At 29.4% G+C, this 17,043-nt stretch carries 14 protein-coding genes; 11 read left to right on the forward strand and 3 right to left on the reverse strand.

Features of this window, described 5'->3' with window-relative positions; all coding sequences use genetic code 11:
• Window positions 1–172 precede the first annotated feature (172 nt).
• From AXY43_RS00100 to ymfI, 3 genes are all read left to right on the forward strand, one after another.
• The gene (locus tag AXY43_RS00100; RefSeq protein WP_023976725.1) at window positions 173–1,105 is read left to right on the forward strand and encodes a metallophosphoesterase; all 933 of its coding nucleotides are present in this window, start codon (window positions 173–175) and stop codon (window positions 1,103–1,105) included.
• A gap of 31 nt (window positions 1,106–1,136) precedes the next feature.
• Entirely contained in the window at window positions 1,137–2,072 is a 936-nt protein-coding gene (locus tag AXY43_RS00105; RefSeq protein WP_039769770.1) for a dipeptidase, read from the forward strand.
• A 234-nt stretch (window positions 2,073–2,306) separates the two neighbouring features.
• Window positions 2,307–3,050 (forward strand): elongation factor P 5-aminopentanone reductase, encoded by a 744-nt coding sequence (gene ymfI, locus AXY43_RS00110; protein ID WP_031276316.1) that lies wholly within the window; start codon window positions 2,307–2,309, stop codon window positions 3,048–3,050.
• Between the two features lie 11 nt (window positions 3,051–3,061).
• Here the strand turns inward: ymfI and AXY43_RS00115 are convergent, their stop codons facing one another.
• On the reverse strand, window positions 3,062–4,582 hold the full coding sequence (locus AXY43_RS00115; protein ID WP_039769768.1) for a sensor histidine kinase: 1,521 nt from the start codon (window positions 4,580–4,582) through the stop codon (window positions 3,062–3,064).
• Window positions 4,583–5,254, reverse strand: a complete 672-nt coding sequence (locus tag AXY43_RS00120; protein WP_012058614.1) for a response regulator transcription factor — start codon at window positions 5,252–5,254, stop codon at window positions 4,583–4,585.
• A gap of 697 nt (window positions 5,255–5,951) precedes the next feature.
• On the opposite strand from AXY43_RS00120, the gene AXY43_RS00125 reads away from it, so the two are divergent.
• The 4 genes from AXY43_RS00125 (at window position 5,952) to AXY43_RS27345 (ending at window position 8,727) form a co-directional block, all read left to right on the forward strand.
• Window positions 5,952–7,193 carry a M16 family metallopeptidase gene (locus AXY43_RS00125; RefSeq protein WP_023976721.1) on the forward strand — a complete coding sequence of 414 codons (1,242 nt, stop codon included), beginning with the start codon at window positions 5,952–5,954 and terminating at the stop codon, window positions 7,191–7,193.
• 35 nt (window positions 7,194–7,228) lie between these two features.
• On the forward strand, window positions 7,229–7,870 hold the full coding sequence (gene recX / locus AXY43_RS00130; RefSeq protein ID WP_023976720.1) for a recombination regulator RecX: 642 nt from the start codon (window positions 7,229–7,231) through the stop codon (window positions 7,868–7,870).
• Between the two features lie 138 nt (window positions 7,871–8,008).
• Complete coding sequence (locus AXY43_RS00135; RefSeq protein WP_243099134.1) at window positions 8,009–8,515, forward strand: transglutaminase-like domain-containing protein; 507 nt, start codon at window positions 8,009–8,011, stop codon at window positions 8,513–8,515.
• Between the two features lie 2 nt (window positions 8,516–8,517).
• A complete protein-coding gene (locus AXY43_RS27345; protein ID WP_243099135.1) occupies window positions 8,518–8,727 on the forward strand; it encodes a transglutaminase-like domain-containing protein in 210 nt (69 codons plus the stop codon).
• Window position 8,728: 1 nt separating this feature from the next.
• Here the strand turns inward: AXY43_RS27345 and AXY43_RS00140 are convergent, their stop codons facing one another.
• Window positions 8,729–9,085 (reverse strand): tetratricopeptide repeat protein, encoded by a 357-nt coding sequence (locus AXY43_RS00140; RefSeq protein WP_012058618.1) that lies wholly within the window; start codon window positions 9,083–9,085, stop codon window positions 8,729–8,731.
• A gap of 216 nt (window positions 9,086–9,301) precedes the next feature.
• Here AXY43_RS00140 and AXY43_RS00145 point away from each other — a divergent pair, with 216 nt between their 5' ends.
• From AXY43_RS00145 to AXY43_RS00160, 4 genes are all read left to right on the forward strand, one after another.
• Complete coding sequence (locus tag AXY43_RS00145) at window positions 9,302–13,615, forward strand: 2-hydroxyacyl-CoA dehydratase (RefSeq protein WP_105410738.1); 4,314 nt, start codon at window positions 9,302–9,304, stop codon at window positions 13,613–13,615.
• Window positions 13,616–13,842: 227 nt separating this feature from the next.
• Complete coding sequence (locus AXY43_RS00150) at window positions 13,843–14,883, forward strand: phosphodiester glycosidase family protein (RefSeq protein WP_105410739.1); 1,041 nt, start codon at window positions 13,843–13,845, stop codon at window positions 14,881–14,883.
• 92 nt (window positions 14,884–14,975) lie between these two features.
• Complete coding sequence (locus AXY43_RS00155; protein ID WP_105410740.1) at window positions 14,976–16,043, forward strand: hypothetical protein; 1,068 nt, start codon at window positions 14,976–14,978, stop codon at window positions 16,041–16,043.
• A gap of 193 nt (window positions 16,044–16,236) precedes the next feature.
• Window positions 16,237–17,007, forward strand: coding sequence for a hypothetical protein (locus AXY43_RS00160; RefSeq protein WP_012058622.1), 771 nt, complete (start codon window positions 16,237–16,239; stop codon window positions 17,005–17,007).
• The last annotated feature ends 36 nt before the right edge of the window (window positions 17,008–17,043 follow it).

Here is a 17,043-nt window from a genome sequence, read left to right on the forward strand (position 1 = left end):
CAATGTTTTTACTTTCGGTGGATTATTGCATAAGTCAGGTTATATATTGTTTATCTATAATAAGGACTTAATTAAGTATTTAATTTGGATATTAATAAATATTTTAGTCATCAAATAAAACTTCGTATTCATATAATAAATGAAATCAATATAATGTTATAGGGCTTTTTATATGAAAGAACAATGCACAGAAAGCAATGATTTTTTTAAGAGGTTATATAAAAATGGTAAATTAATTGAATTTGATGAAAAATCTAAAATAGTATTTATAAGTGATGTTCATAGGGGCGACGGTGGGTATGCTGATTCTTTAAGACAAAACAGAAATATTTATAAAGCTGCTCTTGGATTTTATTATGAAAATGGATATACTTTAATAGAATTAGGTGATGGTGATGAATTATGGAAAAATAAAGATTGTTTAGATATCGCCTATAATTATAAAGATGTTTTTTCAATGCTTAATAACTTTTATGATGATAATAGGTTGTGCTTGGTATACGGAAATCATGATATAGTAAAAGCTAACCCAGAATTCATAAAACGGCAAGAAAGACTTTTTGCAAATGCCGGAAATGGCTTTGGACGTGAGATGATAAACTTATATTCTAATATAACTTTTTATGAAGGAGTTATACTTAGATATATGCCATCAAAAGAGGATATAATTGCATTTCATGGGCATCAAGTAGATTTTATTAATTGTGAGATGTGGAAAACTAGTAGGTTTCTAGTAAGACATGTATGGAGATTTATGGAGGGAGTTGCAGGGTTTAAACCGCCAACTAGTCCGGCAAGTAATTATGATAAAGGAACAAAAATAGATCATATACTTGGACATTTAGCTCGTAAGGAGAAAAAAGTTATAATCTGCGGGCATACTCACAACGATATATTTCCTGAAGCAGATGAGGGGATTTATTTCAATGATGGCTGCTGCGTGTTTCCATCAGCAGTAACTTGTATTGAATTAACAGGTGGTAAAATATCATTAATTAAGTGGGCTATAGAAGTTGATAGTAAAGATGTTTTATACATTAATAAAACTATAATTGGAGGTCCTGAAAATTTAGAAAAGTACTTTTATTATGCAAAACAGTTTTAGAGTAGAAGAACGTTTAAAAAGGAGATTATATATGAAGTTTATTGATTTACATTGTGATACTGCAAGTAGAATTTTTTATGAAAAGTTAAATCTTAATCATAAGAAGTGTAAAGTTAATATTGAAAATTTAAAAAGAGGCGAAAATTTAGGTCAGGTTTTTGCATTTTTCATAGAGAAAGAATCAATTGAAGATCCATATGATGAATTTATAAAATTATATAATAGCTTTACTCAAGAAATAAGTAAAAATACAGGAGAGATAGAGATTGTAAGAAATACAACTGAGCTAAAAAATGCTGAAAAATCAGGTAAGATTGGGGCTTTTTTATCTATAGAAGAAGGAGAAGTCATTAAAGGAGATATACAAAAGCTAAGAACTGTATATGATATGGGAATTAGAATCATAACAATTACTTGGAATTACCAAAACTCATTAGGGTATCCTAACGCAGGTTATACTTATAGAAATAAAGGATTAACTAGAAAAGGAGTCGAAGTTATTGAAGAATGTGAAGCCTTAGGCATGATTCCTGATGTGTCTCATTTATCAGATGCTGGATTTTATGATTTGATTAGAATTTGCAAAAAACCATTTATAGCTTCACATTCTAATGCACGTGCAATCACAGAGCATCCTAGAAATTTAGATGATAATATGATAAAATTATTAGCTGAAAAGGGTGGAGTAATGGGGATAAACTTTTGTTCTGATTTTTTAGGAAATGAAAGTGTATCTTCAATAGAAGAAATGATTTGTCATATAAAACATATTAGGAACATTGGAGGAATTGATGTACTTGCCCTTGGAAGCGATTTTGATGGAATACACAATGAGGTGGAAATAGAAAACGCTTCAGAATTTAATAAATTATATTTGGCACTTAAACAAAATCATTTTAAGGAATCAGAGATAGAAAAAATATTTTATAAAAACGTCCTAAGGGTTTTTGAAGAAAACTTTAAATAATAAAAATTCATATATATGCTCAATTGAAAATTACGACCAAATTCTTGAAATGCATGTGTTATAAAAAATTTTAATTTATAAAATATTATCTTAAATTATCAGTCAATACAAACTAAATAATTTTATGAAGAGTGAATATGTTATTTAGAAGTTATATAGTAGAATACAATGAAAATTTAAAAGGTGGTGAATTTGTCAGATATTCAGTTATATAATATCTGGCTAAGGTTTGTTATGAATAAATTAAGGGGTAAAGTTGCATTAATTACAGGTGCATCAAGAGGCATAGGAAGAGCTATAGCAGTAGAGCTCGCAAAGGAAGGGGCAAGCGTTATAATAAATTACTCTACTGATGACGAAGGTGCAAAGGAAACTTTGGAAGAGATAAAGAGTATAAACGGCTACGGAGTCATAGTAAAAGGAGATATATCAGCTTTTGATAATTGCCAAATGATAGTTGAAGAAGTTTTAAAAGTAATGGGGAAGATTGATATTCTAGTAAACAATGCAGGCATAAGTCATATAGGTTTATTTATGGATTCAACAGAAGAAGAAATAAGCAGGATATTGAATACAAATCTTTTAGGAGCAATTTATTTAACAAAGCATGTCCTAAATAATATGATTTCCAGAAAAAGTGGAACTGTCATAAATATTTCTTCTATGTGGGGAGAAGTTGGAGCCTCTTGTGAAGTGTTGTATTCAGCTACCAAAGGCGGATTGAATTCATTTACAAAAGCACTTGCAAAAGAAGTAGCGCCTTCTAATGTAAGAGTAAATTGTATAGCTCCAGGAGTAATAGATACAAAAATGAACTCATTTTTAGAAGGAGATGAAAAAAAATCCCTAGAGGAAGAAATTCCTCTAGGAAGATTTGGACTTCCAAGTGAGATTGGTAAAATTGCTGTATTTTTATCTAGTGAAGACTCATCGTATATAACAGGGCAAATAATAAGAGCAGATGGTGGATATATTTAATGTATATCCGCTTACTCTTCTTCACCTTCAGGTGATACTATTTTCTCCAAGTAAAAATAAAATTCTACACCATTATTGATATTTTGTAAATTAAACTCACTGTTATGAAGACGTAGTATATTTTTAACTATTGATAAGCCAATGCCAGTACTGTTCTTTTGAGTTCTTTCTCTAGATTTATCTATTCTATAGAATTTATCAAAAAGTTTGCTTATTTCAGCTTCAGGAATAACTACGCCAATATTTTGAACAGATATTTTAAACTTGTCTAGACCTTCTTCAATATTTACGTTTATGTCATTGCCAGGAGGAGTATATTTAATTGCATTTGTTATAAGATTAGTTAAAACCTGCTCCATTTGAAATGGATCTGCATAAACATAGCTATAAGGTATTGATGAATTAAAGTTTACATTGAACTTATTTTCTTCAAAGTCTAGCTTATGCTTCTTTAATATTTTATTAATTAATCTATTAATATTAAAAGATTCAAAATTTGGTTTTATAATCCCGGATTCAAGTTTCGAAAGTTCTAGCATATTAGTGACTAATACAGTCATCTTTTTTGATTCATCAATTATAGTTTCTAAATATAAATTAGCGTCTTCGCCAGATACAATGCCATCTTTAATGCCTTCTGCATATCCTTCTATAATTCCTATTGGGGTTTTTAGTTCATGACTAACGTTAGATATGAAATCTTTTCTCATATCTTCTAATTGTCTTTCTTTTTCAATATCATCTTTTAATTTCTTGTTTTTTTGCTGTAAATCTACTAAAGCAGCTTGTAGATTTTTAGATAAAAAATTTAGCGATTTGGCAAGGCTTCCTATTTCATCATCTCTATCAGCTTCACAAACTTTTGCTGAGAAATCCATATGAGATATTTTGTTTGCTGTATTGGTTAAGTTTACAAGAGGCTTAGATATAAGGTTAGAGTAAATTGAAGAAAGTATTACTGATATAACAATCAATCCAAAAAACAAATATACAAAAAATTCACTCATAACTTCAGAGGCTTCCTTTATTGGCTGAATTGAAGCAACGCAAAAAATAAGACTATCATTTTTTGTGGTTATGGACATAGGACTAATTACACCAATTTTACTTAAGCCGCTGCTCTCATTGGTAAAAGTTGTGTACTTGGTTTGAGAATGAGTAATAACATCATTAATCAAATCGCTATTATTTATTAATTCTTTACCAAAAGAAGTTAAGGTATCAAAACTCTCCTTATCACTATAAATGTTGTTAGAAAAATATTTTATATCTCCATTTGTTGATGTAATGATGATTTTAGCATTATTATCATTCTCAAATTTTTGCAAGGCCTTATATAAGTCAGCATCATTGTCAATATGAAGTGAATATAAATCATGAAACTTATTAACTTCTTTAACTAATGAAATTGTTTTTTTGTAAGAATAAAAACTTTCAAAGAAAAAAGCTTGTGCAAAATAAGTTATGAACATTAATGCAAGAACAAGGCCTAATGTTATGCTAAATAGCCTTTTAGATAAACTACGCCTCATTTATTTAACCTCAAATTTATAGCCACTGCCACGAACTGTAATTATATAATTAGATTTATCTAACAGCTTTTCACGAAGTCTTTTAACGTTAGTGTCAACTGTACGTATATCTCCGTAGTAGTCAATCCCCCAAACATTATCCAATATATTATCTCTACTTAAAGCAATTCCTTCATTAGTAACTAAGTACATTAAAAGTTCGTATTCTTTTGGAGATAATATTATTTCTTTACCATCAATTTTTACTTCATGCGAAAGTTTGTTTATAGTCAAACCGTTAAAATCTTGAAAGCTCGAATCTAAGTCTTCTCTTGTTCTTTTTAGAAGAGCCTTAACTTTAGCAATTAAAACTTTAGGGCTAAAGGGTTTTGTTATATAATCATCAGCTCCGTAATCATAACCTTGAAGTTTATCCTCTTCTTCACCTTTTGCAGTGAGTAAAACTACAGGAACGGTAGAGACTTCTCTCAATTTTTCCAACATAGTTAATCCATCCATAACAGGCATCATAATATCTAAAAGTACCAAATCAATTTTTTGTGTACTAAATACAAATAATCCTTCTTCGCCATTTGAGGCTTCAAAAACATTAAAATCTTCTTTTATTAAATAATCTCTAAGTAAAAATCTAATTCTTAGTTCATCTTCAACAATTAAAATAGACTTTCTCATAACATTTCATCTCCTTATATGTGAACGTGTAAATTCATACAATGCTTATAATAACATAATACCTTACAAATAAGGCAATTCTATTACAATTATATATCACATTGTACAATTTTTTGTGTCCTAAGCGCAATATAATATTGCAAAAATAATCCTTTATCAAAATTCTAAAAATATTACAAGAATTTTGGTTGTAATTGTGAATTGCAATATACATATTATATTAAGTTTAGCATATAAAGATCAATATGTATGTTATAATAGTAAATCTACATTTAAGATTGCAATAAAACAAGATCTAAGCAGGACTAAAATCTGCAAGCTCAATTATAAGGTATATATTAAATTCGTTATAGTATAATAATGTAAATACGCTCATATATTATATTGGATAATAATTATCTATAAATAATAAATTTATAATGATTATCATGAATTTGGAAGAAATAAAAAAGATTTTTAAGAATATACGTCAGACATCTTGCGTGGATAATAATACTAATTTTGAATTGGAACATATATTTGTGTTATTATATAGGTGTATAGATTATTTTTGATTATAGAAATTTACTTTTGTTTTGTGATATGATTATAAATGGCATATTTATACTTTAAAACGTGATTAGCATTACTAGTGTTATTTTAAATGAAAAGATCGCAAAGTATCAGGATATTTGATATGTAATTAGGAGAATAGTGAATGATAAAATTAAATTTTGATGTGAAGAGACATACACTTGAAAATGGCTTGGAAGTAATAACTATTAAGAAGGACACTCAAATTGCATCTATTAATATAGGAGTTAAGGTCGGTGCTCTATATGAGAATATGAAAGAAAAAGGTATAAGTCATTTTATTGAACATACTTTGTTTAAAGGAACCATCAATAGAACTGGTGAAGACTTAAATGATGAATTAGAGGCTTTAGGTGGAGAATATAATGCTTATACAGATTATGATGTTACGGTTTATACGATTAGCTGCTTGATTGAAGAATTTAGAAAAGCAACAGAGCTTTTGGCCGATATGATTGTAAATCCAACATTTGATAAAAATGAAATAGAAAAAGAACGAGGTGTAATTTTATCAGAAATAAGGATGAGCAAAGATGATATAGAGGATTTTAGTTTTAAAAATGTAAATAAACTTGCATTTAATAAAAGTGCTTTGAAATATGAAGTTACTGGACTTGAAGAGAATGTTTCTGGATTCACCAGAAAGAAATTGATGTCTTTTTATAAAAGGTACTATACACCAAAAAATTCTCTCATAACTATGGTATCGCCTTTAGAGCATGATGAAGCTATAAACTTAGTGAAAAACTATTTCAGTCAATGGGAAGGGCAAAAGCCGGAACCTATAAATATCATAATAGAAAAAAATAAAGAAATAACAGGAATAAGTTATAAGAAGGATATAGAGCAAAGCACTATAGTCTATTTATATACCTTCAATGATTTAGAAAAATCAAATGAACTTCCACTAAGAATTTTGAATCATAGACTTGGGGAAAGTTCGAATTCACTTCTTTTTAGAGAAATTAGAGAGAATAGGGGATTAGCTTACGATATTTATACTCATTTAGAAATAACCAATAATATAAAAACTCTCTATATATACACAGCAGTTAGTGAGGAAAACGTTGATGAAGCTAAAGCGGCCATTGAGGAAACAATAAAAAGCGTAGTTGATGGAAAGATTCAAATAGGAGATAGAGATTTAAATATAATGAAGAAAGTCCATAAGACAGCTGTAATATCAACATTAGAGGATTCATCTGAGTTATGCAATTACATGCTTCATCAGGCATTAGAGGGCGAGGACATATTTGAATTTGTTAAAGATATGGATAGATTAAATATGGTGGATATATTAAAGATTAATGAAGTTGGGAAAAAAGTTTTAAAAAGCCCAACGATACACATACTAAAGTCTAACTAGTAAATTAAATAATAAAAAAGGTGAAAGTTTTAACTATGGCGAAAATAACGAAAATAGAAATTCAAAAGAGAAACAAAGAAAGAGTTAATTTATTCTTAGATGGTGAGTATGCATTTTCTATTTCAGCAGAATTGGTTTATAAAGAAAGTCTTAAAGTAAATAGTGAAATAAATCCTGAGAAATTGAGGACACTAGCAGAAAGTGAAAACTTTATGAGGTGTAAGGAATCTGCTTTGAGAATAATAGAAAAAACATATAAAACCGAAAAAGAGGTTAGAGATAAGCTAAAGCTTAAAGAGTATGACGAATCATCTATTGACAAAGCTATTGAATTTCTTAAAGAATATAATTTTATAAATGATGGCAATTATACAAAAATTTTTATAAAAGATAAATTACGATCAATGGGAAGTCAGAAAATAAAATATACATTGCTTCGCAAAGGAATTTGCAAAGAAATCATTGATGAGGAATTATTAAATCTAGATAAAGAAAATGAAAAAGATGTTGCATTTGATATAGCACAAAAAAAATATAATTTAATAAAGAATAAAGAGACCGATACTTATAAAATTTCAGGAAAATTATATAGGTATTTAATTTCAAAGGGATATAATACAGAGGTTACTAGTCAGGTAATCAAAAAAGTTATGGCTGTAGACGTGAATGATTTTTAATAGTGTTTTTATATTTCGCTCGTTGAAATTCAAAGCACATATTTTAGATGTATTTTTAATATGCTTATGTTCTCATTTTTGATATAATTAGAATATACATTATAATAGGGTGAAAATATTATTTGTGGAGGAAAAATTATGAATGAAAATAAAACTATGTTAGTAGTTAATGGAATCATCTCAGGATGTATCCAAGTAAGTATCATAATTGCACTATTAGTCTTTCCTAGTATAATATTTAATTCCACGTCAGTTCAATCATTTACAGAAAATGTTCTTAAACAAGAATATTCACCAAGTGAAAATAGCAAGATTGTAAATAGTAAATTATTTAAGAACATACAGTCAATTAAAAATGCATCATCAAAAGAAATTATTATTTATAATGGAGTTACTATAGAAGACGGTATTAAATCAAATGAAGAAATTGATAATAAAGCGCTAAAATTAACTCAGGGCGCTAAAACTGATAGGGAACGAGCAAAAATATTATATAGTTGGATTGGAAGTAATATAAAGTACGATAATGAAAAGGCTCAAGAAGTTTTAAGTGGAGGCGACACTGAAAAAATGCCAGAAAGCGGTGCAATTCCAGCGTTCAGTAGTAGAACGGGATTTGTTTTGATAAGGCATGTCTTTATGTAGCGATGTCTAGAGCTGCTAATCTTAAAGTTAGGCTTTTAGGAGGCCAAGCCTATGATGGAGAACAATATGTTGGCCATGCATGGAACCAAGTTTATTTAGCGGATGAAAATAAATGGATCAATGTAGATACAACCTTCTATGATGGAGGAAATTATTTTGATTCCAATTTATTTAATAAGCATGATGTAGAAGAAATTGCTGGTGAATGGTAAATTAGTTTGCTTTTTTAAATTTTGAAATAATAAGATCTATGGCCTTTTCACAATCTTTGTCATTAGGATCTATTGACCATGCTAAATTAAAGAAACGTAAAGCTGTATTAAAGCTTTCTTTCATGACATAGCAATATCCAAGATTAAAAAAGTATTTACTTTCATGCTTAAGAGAAATTGCTTTGTTAAGCATAATTATTGCATCATCAAATTTTTTGAGTTTAATTAAACAAACTCCACAATTATAGTATGAACAAGCCGTGTTTAAATTTTCTGATGCGGACTTTTTATAAAAATCCATGGCTTTTTCGTAATCCTTCATATTGTAAAATTTGTTTCCTTCAGTAAAATAATTCATTTGTGACCTCCAATAGCAAAATTGTAAATATTAACTTAAATTCTTTATAATTATAGACAATACTTTATATTAGTATACATATGGAAGTATTTATTAAGGCATAATCAAAAAAATAACAGACCAGTATGCATGAGGGATTATTTTCTTTCATGTGCTTAAGCTTTAAAATTATATGACCAATATGTACATTGAAAAAACAGAGTAGGTGAAATAAATATGATAAATTATAAAATTGGTTTAGATATAGGATCAACAACAGTAAAATTAGTGGTTCTTAATAATGAGAACATTTTAATATATAGTAAATATAAAAGACATTTTTCAGATATAAGAAGTACAATAATTGACTTAATAAAGGAATGCTATGATGAATTAGGGAATGTTAATTGCAAAATTAATATAACAGGATCAGGAGGATTGTCAGTATCAAAATGGCTTAATCTTGGTTTTGTACAGGAAGTAATTGCATGTTCAAAAACAGTTGAAACAATTATTCCTGAGACTGACGTTGTAATAGAATTAGGCGGGGAAGATGCAAAAATTACATATTTTAGAGGTGGAATAGAGCAACGAATGAATGGAAGTTGTGCCGGCGGTACTGGAGCTTTCATTGATCAAATGGCCATATTATTGAATACTGATGCAATGGGGTTAAACGAGTATGCTAAAGAATATAAAGTAATATATCCTATAGCATCAAGATGTGGTGTCTTTGCGAAAACAGATGTTCAGCCATTGATAAATGAAGGCGCTAAAAAAAGCGATATAGCCGCATCGATATTTCAAGCTGTAGTTAACCAAACTATAGGAGGACTTGCATGTGGTAAGCCTATAAGAGGCAATGTTGCATTTTTAGGAGGTCCTTTATTTTTCCTTTCAGAATTAAGGGAAAGATTTATTGAAACATTGAATTTAAAGGATGACCAAATTATTGCACCAGAAAATTCTCAACTTTTTGTTGCGATGGGAGCGGCTCTATTGTCAACAAAGGAAAAATCAACATCTTTAAAAAATATAGTAGATAAAATTTCTGATATTTCTAATATAAAGGATGATACTGAACCAAGACTTGAACCGTTATTTAAAGATAAAGAAGATTACAACAAGTTTAAAGAGAGACATGATAAAAATGTTGTAAAAAGGGGAGAGTTAAGGGAATATAAAGGACAAGCATTTTTAGGAATAGATGCTGGTTCCACAACTACTAAAGTAGCACTTATAGGTGAAAATTCCGAGCTTCTATATTCTTACTATGGAAGCAATGAAGGGAATCCGTTAAATAAAGTTGTAGAAATCATGAAAGATTTATATGAAAAGCTTCCAGAAACAATAGAGATTGCAAACTCTTCTGTTACAGGCTATGGAGAAGCGCTTATTAAAGCAGCTCTTCATATAGATATAGGAGAAATTGAAACAATTGCACATTATAAGGCTGCAGACCATTTCTTGCCAGGTGTAGATTTTATCTTGGACATAGGTGGACAGGATATGAAGTGCATAAAGATAAAAAATGATGCAATTGATGGAATACTTTTAAATGAAGCTTGTTCATCAGGATGCGGATCTTTTATTGAGAGTTTTGCTAAGTCTCTTGATATGAAGGTAGAGGATTTCGCAAAAGAAGCCTTAAAATCTAAAGCTCCAGTGGATTTAGGTTCTAGGTGCACAGTATTTATGAACTCTAGAGTTAAACAGTCTCAAAAAGAAGGAGCTGAAATTTCAGACATATCAGCTGGTCTTTCATATTCGGTTATAAAGAATGCTTTGTTTAAAGTAATAAAGTTAAGAGATGAAAAAGACATAGGTGAAAAAGTTATAGTACAAGGTGGAACATTTTATAATGAAGCTGTACTTAGGAGTTTTGAACTTATATCAGGCCGAGAAGCAGTAAGACCAGATATCTCAGGACTAATGGGAGCATTTGGTTGTGCTCTTATTGCAAAGGAACGATATATTGAAGGAGAAAAGTCAACTTTATTACCTAGAGATGGAATAGATCAATTTGAAATGACAGCATCATTTAGAAGATGCGGAAAGTGTGGGAATAATTGTTTGCTTACTGTAAATAAATTCTCTACAGATGAGGAGTTCATTTCAGGAAATAGGTGCGAAAGAGGGCTTGGAATAGAAAAGTCTAAGGAAAACAAACTACCAAATTTATTCGATTATAAATATAAGAGAACATTTGCCTATAAGCCTTTAAAAGAAGAAGAAGCTAAACGTGGAGTTATAGGAATTCCAAGAGTTCTTAACATGTATGAAAATTATCCGTTTTGGTTTACACTTTTAACTAACTTGGGCTTTAGCGTTAAATTATCAGCACCTTCAAGCAAGAAGATATATGAACTTGGAATTGAAACAATTCCATCAGAGTCAGCTTGTTATCCAGCAAAATTGGCGCATGGTCATATAATGAATTTAATAAATAGAGGAATTAAAAATATATTTTATCCTTGTATATCATATGAGAAAAAAGAGTTTATGGATGCTCAAAATCATTACAATTGTCCTATGGTAACTTCTTATCCAGAAGCGATAAAAAATAATATGGATGAATTAAAGGAAAATAACATTAATTTCATGGAACCATTTTTATCTTTGGATAACGAAAAGGAACTTATAAAAAGAATAGTGGGTGAATTCAAGGCATTTGATGTAAGCATACAAGAAGCTAAAATAGCAGTGGAAGAAGCAATTAAAGAAAGAGAGAGTTTCAAAAAGGATATTCAAAGAAAAGGTGAGGAAGTTATTTCATACTTAAGAGAGAATAATAAAAAAGGAATAGTATTAAGTGGAAGACCTTACCATGTAGATCCTGAAATAAATCATGGAATACCTGATATAATAAATTCTTTCGATATGGCTGTGTTAACAGAAGATAGTGTGTCTCATTTAGGTATATTAAAAGATAAACTTAGAGTTGTAGATCAGTGGATGTATCACTCAAGATTATACAGAGCGGCTGCTTTTGTTGCTGATGAGCCTTGTGTAGATATGATTCAGCTAAATTCTTTTGGTTGTGGATTAGATGCAGTTACAACAGATCAAGTTTCTGAAATTATATCTTCAAAAGGAAAGATATATACAGTCTTAAAAATAGATGAAGGGAATAATTTAGGAGCTGCTAAGATTAGAATTAGATCATTAAAAGCTGCAATGGGCGAAAGAGAACGAAAAAATTATAAACCAGTTGAGGAACAAATAGTATACAAAAATCCAGTATTCACACCTGAGATGAGAAAAAAACATACGATTTTATGCCCTCAAATGTCACCTATTCATTTTGATTTGATTGAGACAGCTGTGAATGCATCAGGCTATAATTTAGAAGTTTTACCATCAATGGACATGAAAGCTGTTGATGAAGGATTAAAATATGTTAATAATGATGCTTGTTATCCATCAATTATAGTAATCGGTCAAATAATTGAAGCTTTAAAATCTGGAAAATATGATTTGAATAATACTTCAGTTATAATATCTCAAACTGGCGGTGGCTGTAGAGCAACAAATTATATTGGATTTTTAAAGATGGCTTTAAAGCATGCTGGATTTGAACAAGTACCTGTTATATCGTTAAATGCAGTAGGACTTGAAAAACAACCAGGTTTTAAGATTACTCCAAAATTGCTTCATAAAGCTATAATGGCATTAGTATATGGAGACTTATTCATGAGAGTATTGTATAGGACAAGGCCTTATGAAAAAGTTAAAGGATCTGCTAATGATATTTATAAGAAGTGGAATGAAAAGGTAAAATTGAATTTAGTCAATGGAAGCAAGAGAGAGTTTAATAACAACATAAAAGAAATCATTCAAGAGTTTGATGAATTACCACTACTAAATGTTAAAAAACCTAAGGTCGGTGTTGTTGGAGAAATATTGGTTAAGTTCCATCCAACAGCAAACAATGATATTGTAGGGATTTTAGAAAATGAAGGAGCAGAAGCAGTTGTGCCAGATCTTTTAGATTTCTTTTTCTACTCAGCATTTGACGCAGACTTTAAAGCAAAATATTTGGCAGGAAGTAAGCTTTCAAAAAATTTATGTAATATGGCTATTTCGTATATTGAAACATACAGAAAAACTATGAAAAAACAACTAGAAAAAAGCGTTAGATTTTCTAAGCCAAAGCACATAAAAGAATTAGCAGGTATGGCATCACCTATACTTTCTCTTGGAAACCAAACTGGAGAAGGTTGGTTTTTAACAGCAGAAATGATAGAACTTATTGAGTCTGGTACAAGTAATATAGTGTGTCTTCAACCTTTTGCATGTTTGCCTAATCATGTTACTGGAAAAGGTATGATAAAAGCACTAAAAGAAAGATATCCAAAATCAAATATAGTGGCAATAGATTATGATCCTGGTGCCTCAAATGTAAACCAGTTAAATAGAATTAAGCTAATGTTGTCAGTTGCCTTTAAAAATTTAGGTGATGAACTTAAATATCATAAAAAACAAAATGAAAGTATTGTGGAGCAGCAATTTCATAATGAGGCAGGTTTAACACTTGAAGACAATATTTAATTAAATTGTGTTAAATTTAATGTTTTAGTTAGCATAATCATGTATTTATAATGCATAATGTACATAATTTATAATTAACGTACATTGTGCATTAAAGTTTTTGAAGGAATTTACATGTAATTGTTTTTATTACAATTATTGTTTTATGTTAGTTTTAGTTTATACAATGGTGATTGTACAGTTTTATAGGCTATTAAAATAATGTGCAATTTATTAGGAGGTAATCGATGGATACGCAAAGTAATCATCAAGAAAAAGAGGAAATTAAAAATAAAAAATTTAAACCGCTGGTATTCTTTTTGGGAATAGTATACATAATTATTTTTCTATGTATAAGTACGCCTCTAGTATTATTTTTTGGACCGTATGAAAATACAAGAAAAGTATTTGTTTCAACATTACTTGGAACAAGACATGCGTATCTATTAACTGATTTCATGTCTCAGGAAGAAATAAATAAAATCTTAGGAGTTAACAAAAATACAGAAGAATCGAAAGATGATAGTACCCAAAATACAGAAACAGACTTAAATAAAGTAAAAGTTAAATATACTAGTGGAAATGAAATAACTAGATATGATATACATACGGACAGATATAATGGATATATACTTGAAATAAAAAATCCATTAGGAGTTAAAGTTGCAATGACAAAATATTTAGGAAAAATGGGACAGAAAACCAGCGAAATGGCAGAAGAGAATAATGCTATTGCAGCTATTAATGGTGGATCTTTTGTAGATAAATCTTCTGATGGAACGCTTTATGCGGGAACTGGGGCAGAGCCAGGAGGATTTGTTATATCAGGTGGAAAAGTTGTATATCCTAAGAGCAATGTCAATAGGACTACTGTTGAAAATGTTATAGCCTTTACTAAAGGTGGTCAGCTTATTGTGGGAGATCATACTCTTGATGAGATTCAAAAGCTAGGAGTACAAGAAGCAATGTGTTTTAGAAGGCCTAATATTATTATAAATGGTAAGCCTCAAGTTAAAGATAAGACCTCTGATGGGCTTAATCCTAGAACCGCAGTGGGACAAAAAGAAGATGGTACAGTTATATTTTTAGTTATTGATGGGCGAAAAATTACAGCGCCTGGAGCAAGTTTGTATGATGTTCAAGAAATAATGTTAGATAGAGGTGCTATTAATGCGGGTGCTCTTGATGGTGGTTATTCTTCTACAATGTACTATAAGGGAGAAGTGATAAATTCGCCAAATGCTTGGGATGGTGAAAGATCTGTTGCCACAGCTTTTTACGTTGAGTAAAATAAATTTTATGAAAAATTATCATAATAAATATTACATATAACACAAAAGTAGAAGTGATTTTGAAGTATCTTTGTAGGAGAGGGTAGTTAATGAAAAACCTGATAAGAATAGTAGTGTGGACACTTATAGCGATAGTAATTCAACAAGGTATATTTTTATATGTAGAAAATATATATTTATCTTCAGATGTAAAAATTCAAGCTGAAAAAGTTGAAGAAAAGGAAACTCCAAAAGATAATAAGCAAAATGAAATTAATATTAAAGATGGGGTGTCTAAAGCATCAGTATCCTCAGATGGCAGATTTGTTGCTTATATAGAAAATAGTAAACTTAAGGTATTAGATAGCAATGATAATAGTGAAAAAGAATTCCAATGTGATAATGGCGAAGATGTAGTGTTCTATAAATGGTTAACAAATGAAAACAATATAATAGTTATACAAAAAGTGCAAAAAAAAGGAGGAGCTTATTTTGAGCCAGTCTCTTTTGATGCAAAGAAAGGAGAAACACGACAACTTGCAGATTTTAATTTAAATGAGTTGAAAATAGATACAAGGAATACAAGCGATAAAGTAGGTAATGTAGTATTTTCTACTGCAACACATAGTCTTTACATAAAAATTGATAAAGCGAATGGAAAAAGTGATCTATATTATGCTAATGTAATGAATCAATTAGAGAAAGTCAGATCAAATAAAGAAATTGGAAATATAGTGGTTCCTACTACAAGTACAAATGCGGTAATGGAAATGGGGAATGGAGCAACCATATTAAATAGTCCCAATAACATAGAAATACCAAATGCAAAAGTTATAAAAATACTAGGCAGTGATATTAATGACAATGTATATTTTGGTGAAGAAGTTAGCGGCAATATTACTAAAATATATTATTCAGCATTAAACGAAGGAAAAATAAAATGGAATATGCTGATTTTATCGAAGCCAGTAAGTAAGGAAGATATAATTGTAGATTATTCAGGAAAGGTTTATATTAATGATAAATCTGCTGAAAGTGTTTTAGAGCTGATTAGTAAGAAGACAATTAAGTATGAAGGAGATCTTTTGCAATCTTATTCTAAAGGGATTATTTCTATAAGTGGAAATAAGTTAACAAAGTACGAGATTGGAGAAAACAGAATTTCGATTAAGCAATAATATGCTTAATAAAAATTACTTTGCTAAATAATCATGATTTTGATAATACAAAAATATAAGAAATTTTTGTATTTAATGATATATCATAATAAGATATAATAATTCATATAAGTTTTAAAAGAATAAAATATAAAAAAAGTCATATAATTAAATTTATGTAAATATAAAATCAATGGTAAAAGGGGTGGAACTTATGGATAAAAGTAAAAAAAATAAGTTAATTGGAACAGGAGTTATTGTTGGATCTATGGCAGCATTAAGTGGTGCTATAGCAATGGGTAAGAGATTTAGAAATAAAAAGATAAAAAAAATCATTGATATTAAGACATATTCAACAGGTATAATAAGGAGCTTTGGTACTTTATATTTAAATGATGAAAAGCAAAAGGTGCCAGGAGATTTCTTGCAGTTCAAAGATATTACTTCATTTGCAGGCCAAAAAATAGAAATTAAAGATACTGATAAAGATGATGATTATAAATTGTCTTGGATAGAGATAAATGATGCTGGAAAGAAATTATTGATTTGTGATAGAAATATTTTGAAAAATATTTCATGGAATGAACTAAATGATCAAAATTTAGTTTTTGGTAAAGTAGTGATAGTAGAAGGAGAAAAATACATCTTAAGGCTCTTAACTGGATATAGTGAAAAGAAAAATTATAAGAATAATGAATGGGATAAGTATATAGTAAATCCTAATAAAATTGATGGACTTCCACCAAGTGAAGATTATGATGTAGATAATAATATAAAGAAATTTGATGATGAGAAGATTAATGGAAATAATAATGCTTTATGGCATTGGTATAATTTCTCATCTTTCACTCAAAGCGAAGGCTTAAGAAGTGAAAAATTCTGTATAATAAGAGGATATTATTCAACAACATATTCTAAACAGTCAGTTAAGGACTTAAAATATGAAACTGTAGGGTATAGACCAGTTTTAGAATTGATTGAATAAAATATAAGCGTGTGAGCACTTATTAATAGTAGCTTA

The organism is Clostridium sp. MF28, assembly GCF_002969175.1.
GTDB lineage: Bacteria > Bacillota > Clostridia > Clostridiales > Clostridiaceae > Clostridium > Clostridium beijerinckii.

Bases quoted from the DNA above. Each gene is read 5' to 3' on its own strand.
- AXY43_RS00140 (WP_012058618.1), bottom strand. From the start codon at position 9,085: ATGAATTATTTTACTGAAGGAAACAAATTTTACAATATGAAGGATTAC.
- AXY43_RS00135 (WP_243099134.1), top strand. From the start codon at position 8,009: ATGAATGAAAATAAAACTATGTTAGTAGTTAATGGAATCATCTCAGGA.
- AXY43_RS00150 (WP_105410739.1), top strand. From the start codon at position 13,843: ATGGATACGCAAAGTAATCATCAAGAAAAAGAGGAAATTAAAAATAAA.
- recX (WP_023976720.1), top strand. From the start codon at position 7,229: ATGGCGAAAATAACGAAAATAGAAATTCAAAAGAGAAACAAAGAAAGA.
- AXY43_RS00145 (WP_105410738.1), top strand. From the start codon at position 9,302: ATGATAAATTATAAAATTGGTTTAGATATAGGATCAACAACAGTAAAA.
- AXY43_RS00100 (WP_023976725.1), top strand. From the start codon at position 173: ATGAAAGAACAATGCACAGAAAGCAATGATTTTTTTAAGAGGTTATAT.
- AXY43_RS00115 (WP_039769768.1), bottom strand. From the start codon at position 4,582: ATGAGGCGTAGTTTATCTAAAAGGCTATTTAGCATAACATTAGGCCTT.
- AXY43_RS00160 (WP_012058622.1), top strand. From the start codon at position 16,237: ATGGATAAAAGTAAAAAAAATAAGTTAATTGGAACAGGAGTTATTGTT.
- AXY43_RS00105 (WP_039769770.1), top strand. From the start codon at position 1,137: ATGAAGTTTATTGATTTACATTGTGATACTGCAAGTAGAATTTTTTAT.
- AXY43_RS00125 (WP_023976721.1), top strand. From the start codon at position 5,952: ATGATAAAATTAAATTTTGATGTGAAGAGACATACACTTGAAAATGGC.
- AXY43_RS00120 (WP_012058614.1), bottom strand. From the start codon at position 5,254: ATGAGAAAGTCTATTTTAATTGTTGAAGATGAACTAAGAATTAGATTT.
- ymfI (WP_031276316.1), top strand. From the start codon at position 2,307: ATGAATAAATTAAGGGGTAAAGTTGCATTAATTACAGGTGCATCAAGA.
- AXY43_RS00155 (WP_105410740.1), top strand. From the start codon at position 14,976: ATGAAAAACCTGATAAGAATAGTAGTGTGGACACTTATAGCGATAGTA.
- AXY43_RS27345 (WP_243099135.1), top strand. From the start codon at position 8,518: ATGTCTAGAGCTGCTAATCTTAAAGTTAGGCTTTTAGGAGGCCAAGCC.